Source organism: Ruegeria sp. BF12 (genome assembly GCF_056538705.1).
Window position 1 is genome coordinate 33,680 of record NZ_JBQFTP010000009.1, and the last position, 13,372, is coordinate 47,051.

Genomic DNA, 13,372 nt, shown 5'->3' on the forward strand with positions numbered 1-13,372 from the left:
GCGAACCTGCGCTTTTGGCCGGGAAAGATCAACGCGTAGTTTACAGATTCGTCCAATCAGGCGGCAGAGGACTGCCGATCTCTTGCGCGAATTCTTCGAGAAACCGGATCATCCGTTGGATCCTCCGCTCGGCGATCTCTTTACCGGTTTCCGTCAGCATGTCGCCGGGCAGGCGCAACAGTTTGACCTTCCAGTGATCGATTGAAAAATGCAGATCGTCCAGCGGGCGATTGGCGGCAAACGGGTCCGCCGGGTCATACAGCGACCGCCCCAATGCTCCGGATACCGAGAAGTTTCTAGCCACCCCTATGGCCCCCAGCGCATCCAGCCGGTCCGCATCACGCAGGATACAGGCCTCGGGCGTTTCCGGCGTGATATTGGCCGAAAAACTATGTGCCTCGATCGCGTGTTTGATCGCTTGGACCTGATCTTCAGAATAGCCGAGATTACCAAGAATAGGCTCTGATTCTTCGGCTGATCGGCGCGATGCCATTTGGCGATCCGGGTCATCTTTGGACAGGTTGACCAGATCATGCAGATAAGCCGCAGCCAGCAGCACAGGCATGTCGGTTTGGTCAGTGGCTATGGCCTGGGCGTTCACCCAGACCCTGTCCAGATGGGCCAGATCATGTGCTGGGTCGGTTTCCATGCGCTGCACGACAACGGCGCGCAGGCGGGTGCGCAGATCAGCCGATCCGTCCACGGTTTTCTCCGATCTGGCCACGGTGCAGCAGCAGGTGGTCTAGGATCACACAGGCCATCATCGCCTCACCCACAGGCACGGCGCGAATGCCAACGCAGGGGTCGTGGCGGCCTTTGGTGATAATCTCGGTTTCTTCGCCGGATTTGGTGATGGTTTTGCGGGTTGTCAGGATCGACGAAGTCGGTTTGACCGCAAAGCGCACGACGATGTCTTGCCCGGTTGAGATACCGCCCAAGATGCCGCCCGCGTGGTTCGAGCTGTATTGCGGGCCGTTCTGACCCATAAAGATCTCATCCGCATTGGCCTCACCTGTTAGTTCGGCGGCGGCCATCCCTTCACCGATCTCAACGCCTTTCACCGCGTTGATCGACACCATCGCAGCAGCCAAATCAGTGTCTAACTTGGCATAAACTGGTGCTCCGATCCCGGCGGGTACACCGCGCGCCACGACCTCGACCACCGCGCCAACCGAGTTGCCGGACTTGCGCAATTCGTCCAGATAAGCGGCCCAGTCCGCAGCAGCCGTAGCATCAGGGGTCCAGAAAGGGTTCTGTTCGATCTGGGACCAGTCGAAATTGCCCCGGTCAATCTTGTGGGGTCCGATCTGAGTCATATACCCGGTGATCTGAACGTTGGGTGCGATCTGCTTGATCGCTTCTCGAGCCAACCCGCCAGCTGCTACACGCGATGCGGTTTCCCGTGCCGAGCTGCGCCCGCCGCCCCGATAGTCCCGGATGCCGTACTTTTGCCAGTAGGTAATATCAGCGTGCCCTGGACGGAACTTGTCCATGATATCGCCGTAGTCTTTCGAGCGCTGATCCGTGTTCTCGATCATCAGCTGCACCGGCGTACCCGTTGTCTGGCCTTCAAACACGCCGGACAGGATTTTCACCTGATCAGGTTCGCGCCGCTGGGTGGTGAATTTGTTCTGACCCGGTTTGCGTTTGTCCAGCCAGTGCTGAATCATGCCCTCGTCGATCGTGACGCCCGGGGGGCAGCCATCGACGGTCGCACCCAAAGCGGGCCCGTGGCTTTCACCCCAGGTGGTAACGCGGAAGAGGTGGCCAAAACTGTTCATCGACATGGGGCATGCTCCTTTGAGCGTCGTGATTAGCGGGCAAGGCCCTTGGCCTCAAGCGGATTTGCAGTTGGGGCGTGTTGGCCCCAACCCAATGAACTTACGCAGCGGTGGCCAGTTGTGCGCGTGTCGCGTTGATTTTCAGCGCAGCTTGAGCAGCTTCGCGGCCTTTCTCCACAAAATGCGCGCGATAGATTGCGTTGTGGTGATCTGTCTCCTGATACTGATGCGGCGTCAGGGAAACAGACAGGACCGGTACACCGGTATCAAGGCCGGCGCGCATTAACCCGTCCACAACGGCCTGAGCCACGAAATCATGCCGGTAAATGCCACCGTCGACGACAAATGCGGCGCAGGCGACAGCCGCATAGCGGCCGGTTTCAGCAAGATCGCGGGCGAGCAGCGGCATCTCGAACGCGCCGGGGACGTCGTATACGTCGACCTGATCGGCAGGGATGAGTTCAAGAAACCCTTCGAGAGCCTGGTCAACGATATCGGAATGCCAGTTGGCTTTTACAAAAGCATAGCGGGTGTGTGTCATCGTGATCTCCTTTCAGTTTGGTGGCCTGCTGGCGGTCGCGAAAAACCGGTTCCCACTTTTCGCTGCCAGCCCGGCATGACACGTCACCCAAGGCGATCACGGGCAAGCGCACGGCAAGGCCGACGCGCTGCACGTTCTCTTTCATCCGGACTGTAACCGTCGGCTCTGGCCTCTCACCAGATCTGCTGACACCCTTCCATGGTTCCACAATTCCTCCGAAAACCGGTTCCCACTTTTCGGATCGTGGATACGGCAGAGCCGCTCGCGGGCTTACGGGTCGTAGCCCGCATACCGCCGGTGGGGAATTGCGCCCCGCCCTGAGAACGGGCGGACCTTGCCAAGGTGCGGGCAGTTCTGCAAGAGATTTTGCAGGAGGATTCCCATGCATCCCAATCCAGCCTTTCGCGCGGAAGAAACCGCGCGCCACATCTCCTTTGCACGTGACCGGGCATTTGGCGTTTTGGCCGTGTCGACAGAGTCCGCGCCGTTGATCAGCCATGTCCCGTTTCTGCTGTCCGAGGATGGGTCACTGGCGGAACTGCATCTTGTCCGGTCTAACCCGATCGTACGCGCGATAGCAGGCTCTAAACAGGCCCGGATCGCCATAAATGGTCCGGATGGGTATGTTTCGCCGGACTGGTATGGTGTCGAAGATCAGGTTCCGACCTGGAACTATGTTGCTGTTCATCTGACAGGCCAATTCGAGCAGCGCCCGCAGGAGGAGCTGTTGGACCTTTTGGATCGCCAGTCGGCGTTCTATGAGGCGCGGCTGTTGCCGAAAACCCCGTGGGTCACCAGCAAGATGAGCCCGGGCGCGCTGGAGCGGATGATGCGTATGATCGTGCCGTTCCGCCTTCGAATAGATGATATTCAAGGCACCTGGAAACTGAACCAGAACAAACCGGATACGGCGCGTAGGAACGCTGCAGAGCATATCGCGCGCGATGGATTCGGCTCTGAACTGCAAGCCCTGCGGGCGTTGATGGCCGCCACCGGACCTGACACCAACTGACGGGTTTTGTTTTGCATTTCGTCGTGTAGAGTTCGGGCAATTCAGGGAGATCGCTAATGAAGCTCTATTTCAGCACAACCTCACCATATGTACGCAAGGTCATGGTTTTATTGCATGAAACCGATCAATTGCAGGACGTGGAGTTGTTGTCCGTGGCGACGACACCCATGACCCCTGCCGAGACATTGCTCGCCAAGGCACCCTTGACAAAAGTTCCGGCGTTAGAGCGCCCGGATGGGCCAACCCTGTTCGACAGCCGCGTTATCTGCGCCTTTCTGAACGACCGCGCGCTGGCCGGGTTGTATCAAGAAGGGGCCGCGCATTGGGACGTGCTGACATTGGAAGCACTGGCTGATGGTATTCTGGATGCGGCGCTTCTAATTACCTACGAAGGCAGGATGCGACCCGAAGACAAACAATGGGACGGCTGGGCCGACGCGCAGTGGGACAAGATCGAACGTGCCTGTGCGGCGTTGAACCAGCGCTGGATGGCCCATCTGTCTGGGACATTGGATATGGGGCAGGTGGCAGTAGCCTGTGCGCTGGGCTATCTCGACTTCAGGCACGATGCGCGCGGCTGGCGCAAAGGAAATGATGCGTTGGCCGCCTGGTACGAGAAATTTTCGGAACGCCCAAGCATGGTCGCGACACAACCGCCAGCCTGATCCGGGTATTTAAGGTGCTTGCCGCTCTGGAATCAGAGCGGCCAACGGACGAAGTTACTCGCTGAAGGTCGCCAGATAGGCCGCGATATCCTCGGCGCCCTTTTTCAGTTTGACGCTCATGTTCGGCCGCGCGGTTTCGTCGTCCAAATACTCCTGAATGAAGCCAATCGGGTTTTTGGAGTAAGTGGCGATGTTCTCCTCGGTCCAGACCAGACCTTCCTGACCGGCCCGGATCATGTCGTCGGTGAACATTCCGACCGGCAGACGCTCGCTTCCGTTCAGGTAATCGTATTCGGTTCCGGCGGCGCGACCGACTACTCCATAAAGATTCGGGCCGGTGATGCCACCTTTGACCAGAACCTCGCCATCTTTGATGATCGCATGGCACGAAGAACAGCGGTTATAGAGCTTTTCGCCTTTCGCCGGATCACCGGCTGCAAATGCCTGAGACGAAACGGCAAGCGTGAAGGTCAGAAATGTTGCACAGAGCTTTGACATGGGTGACGTCCTGCTAAGGTTGTATTACCCTGGGCTTTCGATCATTCGCGTCGAAAGTGCAATCAAAATCAGGCTCGTCTAAGTGCTTGTAAAATATCTATTTTTAACTCAGGTTTTCCGCACCTTTGCGATTTGAGGGCGCTGCAAGCTGCGAAACGTAAATCGCTGTTTCATTTTTGGAACCGAACTAAAGATACCGGTACATGTAGGTCGTCGCGTGGCGGGATTTACCATCGGGGTCGAATGCGAAATCGGGGATGACGCCTGCCGGTTGGAAGCCGACGGACTTGTATAGGGTTTCTGAGACGTCGCCCGTGCGCGTGTCCAAAGTGACGAGCGTCTTTCCCGCTTGTTGCGCGGATGTCAGAGCTTCACTCATCAGTGCCTTTCCCAAACCACGGCGTCTGGCCTGGGGGTGCACGATCATCTTCGAGATTTCTGCCCGGTGGGGTTGATTAGGGGGCATGCTGAGCAAAACCTGAACCGTGCCGATCAGCGAACCCTCCCCAAACGCACCGAACAGATGCCGCCCACCCTTTTCTACGGCGGGTTTGACGTCATCCGTCCAGAATCGTGCGGCGGTCTCGTGGTCGAGGGGCATCATGAAGCTGATCGCGGCGCCGTCGGCAACACTGTCGACAAGCAACCGGCACAGGTCTTTCAAGTTTTCGTCGATGTCCGTTGCGGTAAGGCGGGAAACGCGAGGTGGCTGATATGTCATGACAGGGCGATCATATAAGTGCAGGGCGTTTGGGTCGTTTTGAAAACGGTCTCGCCGAACAGGATGTAACGAAGACAATCCCCTTGGCGAAGGTCATGCGATTTCCCCTCGACCGTGATTTCGATCTGCCCGGACAGGACATACACATGATGCTCTTGCCCCGGGATCGCGGGAGCGTCGTAGGCAATGCGCTGCTGCGCACCCAGAGTGCCTTCGATCAGCTCAACCGAAAGCTGCCCGCTGGGAGGCGACACGTTGCGGCGTTCAAATGCTTGAGCGGGATCCGTCCAAACCGGTTGGTCTTGCCGCCGGACGATCGGTTGGAAACTCTGCTCTAAAGGCGCAAGAAGCTGAGAGATTGGCAGCGCATAGGCTGCGGCCAAACGTCCAAGCGTCTCGGCGGTTGGGCTGACTTCGTTTTTTTCAATACGCGACAGGGTGGCGCGGCTTAATCCCGTTTTGCCGGCCAGCGTATCGAGTGTCATGCTGTGATGCTCTCGCAATCCACGCAAATGTGCAGCCAGTTTCTCTGTGGTGGGGTTTAAAGCGTTGCTCATATATGGGAATATTCCCGAATATGATCGATTGATCAAGAGGCATCAGTGGAGTTTTCAATCAGGAGCTAAAAATCGGAAAGCGGCACACCCTTTACCGCCGGCAAATTTCGCAGAGGGTTGGCATATGCTTGAACTGTAAAGAGCTGGATCACCCCAGCATCCAGGTATCCCGCCGGTGCAAACCGAATCACATTGTCAGCGAGTTGGGTGACCGGCGTGTTTTTCCCGAAATTCAGGTCCGTATCTTGAAATTTTAGCCCCTCGTTGTGACATGAATGCCCGGATGTGGCGCACTGCGCGCCTATGACCGCTGGACGAACCGATTTCTCCCGGCTAGATAGCCGCGATGAGACGCCGCTTTGATGCGGTGCTGATGCATGTTTGCCCGCAACCGCGGGCGCCGGAATCGGAGAAAACCTCGTGTCCCACGCAGAAGACCACGAAGGCACCCGCAGAGATTTCCTCTACTACGTCGCTGGCGGCGCAGGTGTCGTTGCGACGGGTGCAGCCGTATGGCCCCTGATCAACCAAATGAATCCCTCGGCAGACGTTCAGGCGCTGTCCTCGATCCGTCAGGACGTAAGCGGGGTCGAGCCGGGCACGCAGCTGACCGTTAAATGGCTGGGTAAACCCGTATTTATCCGTCACCGCACCGGTGCTGAGATTCAAGAAGCTCAGGAACAGGACGCCGAAGGCGTAGACGCACTGCCTGATCCGCTGGCGCGCAACTTCAACCTGCCCGCCGATGCGCCGGCGACCGACGCCAACCGCGTAATGCCGTCGCCCGAAGGCGAAGCACCAGGTGCATGGATCGTTCAGATGGGTGTTTGTACCCACCTAGGCTGTGTGCCGCTGGGTGATGCCGGGGACTTTGGCGGCTGGTTCTGCCCCTGCCACGGTTCGCACTATGACCTTGCCGGTCGTATCCGCAAAGGCCCCGCGCCTGAAAACCTGCCCGTTCCGCCCGTTGAATGGGTGGATGCGACAACCATCAAGCTCGGCTAAGGGAGACCCAGATGTCCGGAATTCCCCACGATCATTACGAGCCGAAGACAAACGGCGAAAAGTGGCTGAACAGCCGCCTTCCCATCGTCGGCCTGATTTACGACACCATCATGATCCCCACCCCCAAGAACCTGAACTGGTGGTGGATCTGGGGCATCGTCCTGGCGTTCTGCCTGGCGCTGCAGATTGTCACCGGTATCGTTCTGGTGATGCACTATACCCCGCATGTTGACCTGGCCTTCGCCAGCGTCGAGCACATCATGCGCAACGTGAATGGCGGCTACTTTATCCGCTACCTGCACATGAACGGCGCGTCGCTGTTCTTTGTTGCGGTCTACATCCACATGTTCCGCGGCCTGTTCTACGGCTCGTACAAAGCCCCGCGTGAGATCACGTGGATCATCGGGATGCTGATCTACCTGATGATGATGGGCACCGCGTTCATGGGCTACGTTCTGCCCTGGGGTCAGATGTCCTTCTGGGGCGCGACCGTGATCACCGGCCTGTTTGGTGCCATCCCGTTTGTGGGTGACGCGATCCAGACTTGGCTGCTGGGCGGACCGGCGGTGGACAACGCCACGCTGAACCGCTTCTTCTCGCTGCACTACCTGCTGCCGTTCGTTATCGCGGCGCTGGTCATCGTGCATATCTGGGCCTTCCACACTACCGGCAACAACAACCCGACAGGCGTTGAAGTGCGCCGCGGTTCAAAAGCCGAAGCCGAGAAAGACACACTGCCGTTCTGGCCGTACTTCGTGATCAAGGACCTGTTCGCCCTGGCTGTGATTCTGGTCGTGTTCTGGGCCGTTGTTGGCTTCATGCCGAACTACCTGGGCCACCCGGACAACTACATCGAAGCCAACCCGCTGGTGACCCCTGCGCACATCGTGCCCGAATGGTACTTCCTGCCGTTCTACGCGATCCTGCGTGCCTTCACTGGTGAGGTCTGGGTCGTACAGTTCGCCAGCTTCATCACCGGCGGCATCGTCGACGCAAAGTTCTTTGGTGTTCTGGCGATGTTCGGCGCGATCCTGGCGATGGCTCTGGCCCCCTGGCTGGACACCTCGACCGTGCGTTCGGGTAAGTACCGTCCGCTGTTCAAATGGTGGTTCTACCTGCTGATCATCGACTTCTTTGCCCTGATGTGGCTGGGTGCGATGCCTGCGGAAGAGCCCTATGCAACCTTCTCGCTGATCGCGTCCGCCTACTGGTTCGCCTATTTCTTCGTGATCCTGCCGATCCTTGGTGTGATCGAGAAGCCTCTGGCCCAGCCGGAAACCATCGAAGAAGACTTCAACGCGCATTATGGCAAGGCTGACGCCGACGCCACGCCGGCCGAGTAAGAAGAGGGACCGGAAACATGTTCAAGAAACTTGCAATCGGTGCAGCGTTTGCTCTGGCCCTTACCCCTGCTGCGTCCTTCGCAGCGGGCGGCGGCGAACAGCACATCGAAGACTTCCACTTCTCGTTTGAAGGCCCCTTTGGCACCTGGGATCAAAACCAGCTACAGCGTGGACTTCAGATCTACACCGAAGTCTGCGCGGCCTGCCATGGCCTGCGCTATGTGCCTCTGCGTGATCTCGAAGCGCTGGGATATTCGGAAGAAGAAGTCATCGCATATGCGGCGGGCAACTTCGAAGTGTTCGATCCTGAGCTGGACGATTTCCGTCCGGCCATCCCGACCGACCACTTCCCGGTCAACGACGGTGTTGGCGCACCGGACCTGAGCCTGATGGCCAAGGCCCGGGCCGGTTTCCACGGCCCCTATGGTCTGGGGATCAACCAGTTGTTTAAAGGCATGGGTGGTGCAGAATACATCGCCTCGCTGCTGGACGGTTACACCGGTGAGGAAAAAGAAGAAGCAGGCACCATCCTGTATGAGAACAAGGCCTTCCCCGGAGGCTGGATCTCGATGGCGCCGCCGCTGGCTGACGATCAGGTCGAATTCGCCGACGGCCACCCGGCCACCGTCGAAGCTCTGTCCGAGGACGTCGCGGCCTTCCTGATGTGGACCGCCGAGCCCAAGATGATGGAGCGCAAGTATTCCGGCTTCGTCGGCGTCATCTTCCTGACCCTGTTGTCGGTGCTGCTGTACCTGGTCAACAAGCGTCTGTGGGCAGGCGTGAAGGGCAAAAAGACCGTCTGATCGGTCTCTGACCACTACATTCCGAAAGGCCCGGTGCTTAGCGCCGGGCCTTTTTTCGTTCTGAGGCCGCACAGTGTTATACTGGTGCCGCGCCTCTCCTCTGCAGGGGGGCGGATATTTTCACAGAAATCTATTTGGGAGGGCGGGTCATGGACACGCAAAGCAATGTTGAAAAGCTGCGGGCTGCTTTCGAGGCATGGAACGACAGCAAAGCGTCTGACATCGGGATGTGGGAAAAGTACACCACCAAGGATTTGTGCATACGCTCGCTTGGGCGGGGTCAGTATGGGTTGGATTTCAGTTGCTCGCGGGACGGGCACGCCGAGTTGAAGGAATACCTTGAGGACCTGACAAGTGCGTACCAGATGGAACATTGGACCCTGAAGGACACCGTTGCCCAGGATGACCGTGTCGTCGGCATAGGCGTCACTGCCTGGACGCACAAGAAAACCGGTAAGACGGTGGAATCACCGATTGTCATTATCTGCCGATTCCGCGACGGGCTTGTCTGCAAATACGAAGAGTTCTACGACACGGCCGCATTTGCCGCCGCCGCTACCTGATTTAGTTCTGCCTCAGGCCGTCAGCTGGGTCGCGGTTCGGCCCGAGACCGTGGCGGTCACGATCTGACCTTCGGTTTGCGGGCTATCGAATGTGACTTCGGTAAATTGCTCAGTCCGGCCCATATGCGGATTTTCCATCAGAATGTGATGGGTTTTGCCGATCTGCGCTGTCAGGTGCTTTGCCACCTGGGCTTCACCAGCAGCACGCAGGCGGGCGGCGCGGTCCTTGATGATATTGCCATTGATCTGCTGCGGTATCCGGGCCGCTGGCGTACCTTCGCGCTTGGAATAGGGGAAGACGTGCAACCAGGTCAGGTCGCACTCGGAAACCAGCTTCAGCGAGTTCTCGAAATGCGCATCCGTTTCGGTCGGAAAACCCGCGATGATATCAGCGCCAAAGGTCATCTTGGGGCGCAGCTTGCGCGCCTCTTCGGTAAAGCGGATGGCATCGTCACGCAGGTGGCGTCTTTTCATCCGTTTCAGGATAAGGTCGTCACCATGCTGCAGTGACAGATGCAGGTGGGGCATCAGGCGCGGCTCGGTCGCAATCGCCTGCATCAGGTTCTCATCCACCTCGATCGAATCGATCGAGCTGATCCGAAGGCGCGGCAGGTCGGGCACCAGTTTCAGAATCCGCATCACCAGGTCGCCCAGTTTGGGCTGTGCGGGCAGGTCGGCACCCCACGAAGTCAGGTCAACACCGGTAAGCACGACCTCGTTATACCCCCGGTCCACCAACCGCTTGATCTGGTCCACCACCACGCCCGCAGGGACGCTGCGCGAATTGCCGCGGCCATAAGGGATGATACAGAACGTGCAACGATGATCACAGCCGTTCTGGACCTGCACATAAGCGCGTGAACGGGTGCCGAATCCATCGATCAGGTGCCCGGCGGTCTCAGTAACGGACATGATGTCGTCGACCTGCACCGCCTCGGTCTCGCCGATGAAATCTGCCGCCATACCTTTCCAGGTGTCCGGCTGCATCTTTTCGGTGTTGCCGATGACCGCGTCGACTTCATCCATCTGAGTGAATGTTTCAGGTTCGGTTTGCGCTGCGCACCCGGTCACGATCAACCGCGCATTGGGGTTTTCCCGCCGAAGCTTACGAATCTCCTGCCGTGCCTTACGCACCGCCTCGGCTGTTACCGCACAAGTATTCACCACGACCGCGTCGGTCAGGCCTGCCTGCTGCGATAGCTCCTTCATCGCCTCGGTCTCATAGGCGTTCAGGCGACAGCCCAGCGTGGTGAATTTGGGGGTGCTCATCCCAACGACTCCAGAAACGCGGGCGTCAATGTGCCCGAGAAGACATGGCAGGTGGGTCCGGTCATCCAGACACCATCCTCACGCCAGTCGATCCAAATGGTTCCGCCATCCAGCTCGATTTGGACTTTGCGCCCGGTCAGTCCGCGACGGGCCGCGGCGACGGCGGTCGCACAGGAAGACGAGCCCGAGGCCAGCGTGATCCCCACACCACGTTCCCAGACGCGCATGCGGATATGATCCGGCCCGATGACTTGCGCCACCTGCACATTGGTACGCTCAGGATACAGCGGATGGTATTCGTACCGGGCGCCAAACTCGGTCAGTGGGACGGCTTCGGCATCTTCCACAAAAAATGTGCAATGCGGGTTGCCCACCCCGGTTGCCGTAGGCGCACCTTCAATCGGCAGTTCCAGCGTGTCGAATTCTTCGGCCAGCGGAATCTCGTGCCAGTTCAGTTGCGGCTGCCCCATATTGACCGAGGTCAGCCCATCCCCGGCTTCGCGGGCGTAAAGCGTGCCGCGCTCAGTCGTCAGGGTCAGTTCCGATACCCCCGATTCTTCCATCAGGAAGCGGGCAATGCAGCGCGTTGCGTTTCCACATGCAGCCGAGGTCGACCCGTCCGCATTGTAGAACACCAGATGTGCATCCGATTCGCCGTTCTCGATAACCGCTAGCTGGTCGAAGCCGACCCCGAACTGTCGATGCCCGATTCCCTTTGCCAGGGCGGGCGTAATCTCAACAGATTGCGCGCGCGCATCCACAATGACAAAGTCATTGCCCAGCCCGTGCATCTTCATGAAGGGCAAACCGGTGTTCTGTAATCCTTGCATGGCGGGCATATAACCCTGCGCCGGAAAGGAATCCAGCCTGCGGTGAAGATTCCTGAAAAAAGGGGTTGACCCCCCCGCGCCACCTGCCTAATTAGGCCGCCTATCGGGTCGCCTGAAACAAGTTAAGTGACGGTGAAACGAGGTGCAAATAAGGTCTTGAACCTGGTTGGGAAAATGCCTTAAAGAGCGCCACGGATCGACAAGATCCAACAAAAGAGTGGGCCGTTAGCTCAGTTGGTAGAGCAACTGACTTTTAATCAGTGGGTCGCAGGTTCGAATCCTGCACGGCTCACCACTTTTTTAGCTAAAACAATACGTTACACAGACCTCTGAGGTGGGCTTAGATGACGACAGATCCGTGTCCGTCTTGTGTCCGCAGATTCAACGTCGTTGAACATAGTCTCGCGCGGTGGCCGATTTCCCATAATTGGCACTGTTTCATATGCCGGGTATCGAAGTGACACTCTAAGTGTTGCCAATCATGTGAAGCACAAGACCAACTTTTGGACGACCCCAAAACTAAACAGTGATCTCACGTTTTCGATCAGGCATTTGTCAACGCTTGCTAAGAGCGAAGCTGTCGGTCAACCAATAAAGGTCGCTCATGTTACCGCTCCTTTTTACGAGCCGTGAAAATCAATGCATCCTGACCCTAGCACTTCGGCTGTGAAACCTACCTGTGGTTCGGTTTCCCGCTGGCGGTAGTATCGTCCGGCTCGCCCTTCTTTGCGATGTCGACACAGCCCCACTTGCCCTTTTGGACGGAATGAATTTCACCGGGTATTTTGCTGCCGCCCAGTCGCTGGCGACCCGGACACTTAGGCTGCCGATGTCGACCTTGTCGCGCGTTGTAGAACCGTCCGTGTTCCAGGCACAGGAAGTAGAGGGCACAAAGTCTCCGAATGCCGTTTTGCACTGCTATTTTTCGTTTGTGATGCTGATCTCGTTGCTTATTGTCGCCGCGCTGATTTGCGCTGCAGATGTGTTTTCCAGACCGTTGTTTGACCGCGACTTCGCCGGTCAAACGGCAGGGTATCTGCGGGTCATGGCGCTCGCATCCTTCCTTCCGGGGCTGCAGGGCGCGTATTTCAGCTATTCGTTTTCGCGGTCAAGGAAGACCGCATTACAGTTGGGCATCCCACTCTACTCACTGGTCGTGCACATCATATTGTCCTTCGGAATTATCTACCTTTTTGGCGCGCAAGGAGCCTCAATCGCGTTTTTGATCGACGCGGTGCTCAGCTTCATGGCCTATTATCTTATCGGCAGAAAGATCGCCCGATCAGCATTCCGGAAAGGGAAATTCCCAAGGCAGTTGCAGGCGTTATCGCTTCTCGACTGAACTGCCGGTGCAGTTTTCTCTACTTCTCCTGAGGGCGACAGCAATGTTTCTTACTCTTGTCGGAGTTCGCCAAACCGCTGCTGTCGCGGTGTGGCAAAAAACCAAACGAATACTGGTCTAGCGTGAATTAGAAGGTGCGGTTTTACTGCGCGGTAACAGTCAGGTAACAACATTATTGCACCGTTTTTCCCAAAGCGCAGCGATATCTTGCCAAGCGGTATTGTGTTTTCCGACTTGGTACCACAGATATGTCAGTGTCTGGCAGATGTGGCGTTATGGTGAAACTGCGTTCAAATCGATGCGCTGGCAAAAGGCGGATGGAACCAAGCCAACAGGGTTCTGGGATGGCCGCCTAAAAAAGCGCACAATTTGAAAGCAGAGTAGACAAACGCAAGAACGTTGCGAGAAACCGAGAGCAAGAGCTAAGTACGAAATGGTCGTA

15 protein-coding genes, 1 tRNA gene and 1 riboswitch are annotated in these 13,372 nt (G+C 57.6%); of the genes, 8 read left to right on the top strand and 8 right to left on the bottom strand.

The features are described 5' to 3' along the window. Nucleotides 1-40: 40 nt before the first annotated feature. The 3 genes from ACR0J0_RS14565 to ACR0J0_RS14575 form a co-directional block, all read right to left on the bottom strand. Nucleotides 41-703 carry an HD domain-containing protein gene (locus ACR0J0_RS14565; RefSeq protein WP_480664877.1) on the bottom strand — a complete coding sequence of 221 codons (663 nt, stop codon included), beginning with the start codon at nucleotides 701-703 and terminating at the stop codon, nucleotides 41-43. Beyond that, nucleotides 687-1,787, bottom strand: a complete 1,101-nt coding sequence (gene aroC / locus ACR0J0_RS14570) for a chorismate synthase (protein ID WP_480664878.1) — start codon at nucleotides 1,785-1,787, stop codon at nucleotides 687-689. The genes ACR0J0_RS14565 and aroC overlap by 17 nt, the downstream gene beginning before the upstream one ends. Before the next feature lie 94 nt (nucleotides 1,788-1,881). Then, entirely contained in the window at nucleotides 1,882-2,322 is a 441-nt protein-coding gene (locus ACR0J0_RS14575; RefSeq protein ID WP_480664879.1) for a 6,7-dimethyl-8-ribityllumazine synthase, read from the bottom strand. A gap of 129 nt (nucleotides 2,323-2,451) precedes the next feature. Next, nucleotides 2,452-2,651: riboswitch (FMN riboswitch) on the bottom strand. Nucleotides 2,652-2,704: 53 nt separating this feature from the next. Here ACR0J0_RS14575 and ACR0J0_RS14580 point away from each other — a divergent pair. Next, a complete protein-coding gene (locus ACR0J0_RS14580; protein WP_480664880.1) occupies nucleotides 2,705-3,334 on the top strand; it encodes an FMN-binding negative transcriptional regulator in 630 nt (209 codons plus the stop codon). Nucleotides 3,335-3,390: 56 nt separating this feature from the next. After that, nucleotides 3,391-3,999, top strand: coding sequence for a glutathione S-transferase (locus ACR0J0_RS14585; protein WP_480664881.1), 609 nt, complete (start codon nucleotides 3,391-3,393; stop codon nucleotides 3,997-3,999). Nucleotides 4,000-4,053: 54 nt separating this feature from the next. Here the strand turns inward: ACR0J0_RS14585 and ACR0J0_RS14590 are convergent, their stop codons facing one another. The 3 genes from ACR0J0_RS14590 to ACR0J0_RS14600 all read right to left on the bottom strand — a co-directional run bounded on the left by ACR0J0_RS14590 (nucleotide 4,054) and on the right by ACR0J0_RS14600 (nucleotide 5,775). Then, complete coding sequence (locus tag ACR0J0_RS14590) at nucleotides 4,054-4,497, bottom strand: c-type cytochrome (protein ID WP_480664882.1); 444 nt, start codon at nucleotides 4,495-4,497, stop codon at nucleotides 4,054-4,056. Between the two features lie 187 nt (nucleotides 4,498-4,684). Further along, nucleotides 4,685-5,218, bottom strand: a complete 534-nt coding sequence (locus ACR0J0_RS14595) for a GNAT family N-acetyltransferase (RefSeq protein ID WP_480664883.1) — start codon at nucleotides 5,216-5,218, stop codon at nucleotides 4,685-4,687. Next, complete coding sequence (locus ACR0J0_RS14600; RefSeq protein ID WP_480664884.1) at nucleotides 5,215-5,775, bottom strand: helix-turn-helix domain-containing protein; 561 nt, start codon at nucleotides 5,773-5,775, stop codon at nucleotides 5,215-5,217. Before ACR0J0_RS14600 ends, ACR0J0_RS14595 begins: the two co-directional genes overlap by 4 nt. A gap of 420 nt (nucleotides 5,776-6,195) precedes the next feature. Here ACR0J0_RS14600 and petA point away from each other — a divergent pair, with 420 nt between their 5' ends. The 4 genes from petA to ACR0J0_RS14620 all read left to right on the top strand — a co-directional run bounded on the left by petA (nucleotide 6,196) and on the right by ACR0J0_RS14620 (nucleotide 9,489). Next, nucleotides 6,196-6,780 carry a ubiquinol-cytochrome c reductase iron-sulfur subunit gene (gene petA / locus ACR0J0_RS14605; RefSeq protein ID WP_170349660.1) on the top strand — a complete coding sequence of 195 codons (585 nt, stop codon included), beginning with the start codon at nucleotides 6,196-6,198 and terminating at the stop codon, nucleotides 6,778-6,780. An 11-nt stretch (nucleotides 6,781-6,791) separates the two neighbouring features. Then, nucleotides 6,792-8,123 carry a cytochrome b gene (gene petB / locus ACR0J0_RS14610; protein WP_480664885.1) on the top strand — a complete coding sequence of 444 codons (1,332 nt, stop codon included), beginning with the start codon at nucleotides 6,792-6,794 and terminating at the stop codon, nucleotides 8,121-8,123. Between the two features lie 17 nt (nucleotides 8,124-8,140). Further along, on the top strand, nucleotides 8,141-8,926 hold the full coding sequence (locus tag ACR0J0_RS14615; RefSeq protein WP_480664886.1) for a cytochrome c1: 786 nt from the start codon (nucleotides 8,141-8,143) through the stop codon (nucleotides 8,924-8,926). A 149-nt stretch (nucleotides 8,927-9,075) separates the two neighbouring features. Then, entirely contained in the window at nucleotides 9,076-9,489 is a 414-nt protein-coding gene (locus tag ACR0J0_RS14620; protein WP_480664887.1) for a nuclear transport factor 2 family protein, read from the top strand. A 12-nt stretch (nucleotides 9,490-9,501) separates the two neighbouring features. Here ACR0J0_RS14620 and mtaB read toward each other — a convergent pair whose 3' ends face one another. Both mtaB and dapF read right to left on the bottom strand, forming a co-directional pair. After that, nucleotides 9,502-10,758 carry a tRNA (N(6)-L-threonylcarbamoyladenosine(37)-C(2))-methylthiotransferase MtaB gene (gene mtaB, locus ACR0J0_RS14625; protein ID WP_480664888.1) on the bottom strand — a complete coding sequence of 419 codons (1,257 nt, stop codon included), beginning with the start codon at nucleotides 10,756-10,758 and terminating at the stop codon, nucleotides 9,502-9,504. Continuing rightward, on the bottom strand, nucleotides 10,755-11,597 hold the full coding sequence (gene dapF / locus ACR0J0_RS14630) for a diaminopimelate epimerase (protein ID WP_480664889.1): 843 nt from the start codon (nucleotides 11,595-11,597) through the stop codon (nucleotides 10,755-10,757). Before dapF ends, mtaB begins: the two co-directional genes overlap by 4 nt. A 210-nt stretch (nucleotides 11,598-11,807) precedes the next feature. On the opposite strand from dapF, the gene ACR0J0_RS14635 reads away from it, so the two are divergent. Continuing rightward, nucleotides 11,808-11,883: transfer RNA gene (locus tag ACR0J0_RS14635), tRNA-Lys, on the top strand. A 384-nt stretch (nucleotides 11,884-12,267) separates the two neighbouring features. After that, nucleotides 12,268-12,930, top strand: coding sequence for a lipopolysaccharide biosynthesis protein (locus tag ACR0J0_RS14640; RefSeq protein ID WP_480664890.1), 663 nt, complete (start codon nucleotides 12,268-12,270; stop codon nucleotides 12,928-12,930). The last annotated feature ends 442 nt before the right edge of the window (nucleotides 12,931-13,372 follow it).

Excerpts from the sequence above, each read along its gene's own strand:
- mtaB (WP_480664888.1), bottom strand. The coding sequence starts at position 10,758 with ATGAGCACCCCCAAATTCACCACGCTGGGCTGTCGCCTGAACGCCTAT.
- ACR0J0_RS14595 (WP_480664883.1), bottom strand. The coding sequence starts at position 5,218 with ATGACATATCAGCCACCTCGCGTTTCCCGCCTTACCGCAACGGACATC.
- ACR0J0_RS14615 (WP_480664886.1), top strand. The coding sequence starts at position 8,141 with ATGTTCAAGAAACTTGCAATCGGTGCAGCGTTTGCTCTGGCCCTTACC.
- petB (WP_480664885.1), top strand. The coding sequence starts at position 6,792 with ATGTCCGGAATTCCCCACGATCATTACGAGCCGAAGACAAACGGCGAA.
- ACR0J0_RS14620 (WP_480664887.1), top strand. The coding sequence starts at position 9,076 with ATGGACACGCAAAGCAATGTTGAAAAGCTGCGGGCTGCTTTCGAGGCA.
- ACR0J0_RS14580 (WP_480664880.1), top strand. The coding sequence starts at position 2,705 with ATGCATCCCAATCCAGCCTTTCGCGCGGAAGAAACCGCGCGCCACATC.
- aroC (WP_480664878.1), bottom strand. The coding sequence starts at position 1,787 with ATGTCGATGAACAGTTTTGGCCACCTCTTCCGCGTTACCACCTGGGGT.
- ACR0J0_RS14575 (WP_480664879.1), bottom strand. The coding sequence starts at position 2,322 with ATGACACACACCCGCTATGCTTTTGTAAAAGCCAACTGGCATTCCGAT.
- ACR0J0_RS14590 (WP_480664882.1), bottom strand. The coding sequence starts at position 4,497 with ATGTCAAAGCTCTGTGCAACATTTCTGACCTTCACGCTTGCCGTTTCG.
- ACR0J0_RS14600 (WP_480664884.1), bottom strand. The coding sequence starts at position 5,775 with ATGAGCAACGCTTTAAACCCCACCACAGAGAAACTGGCTGCACATTTG.
- dapF (WP_480664889.1), bottom strand. The coding sequence starts at position 11,597 with ATGCCCGCCATGCAAGGATTACAGAACACCGGTTTGCCCTTCATGAAG.
- ACR0J0_RS14585 (WP_480664881.1), top strand. The coding sequence starts at position 3,391 with ATGAAGCTCTATTTCAGCACAACCTCACCATATGTACGCAAGGTCATG.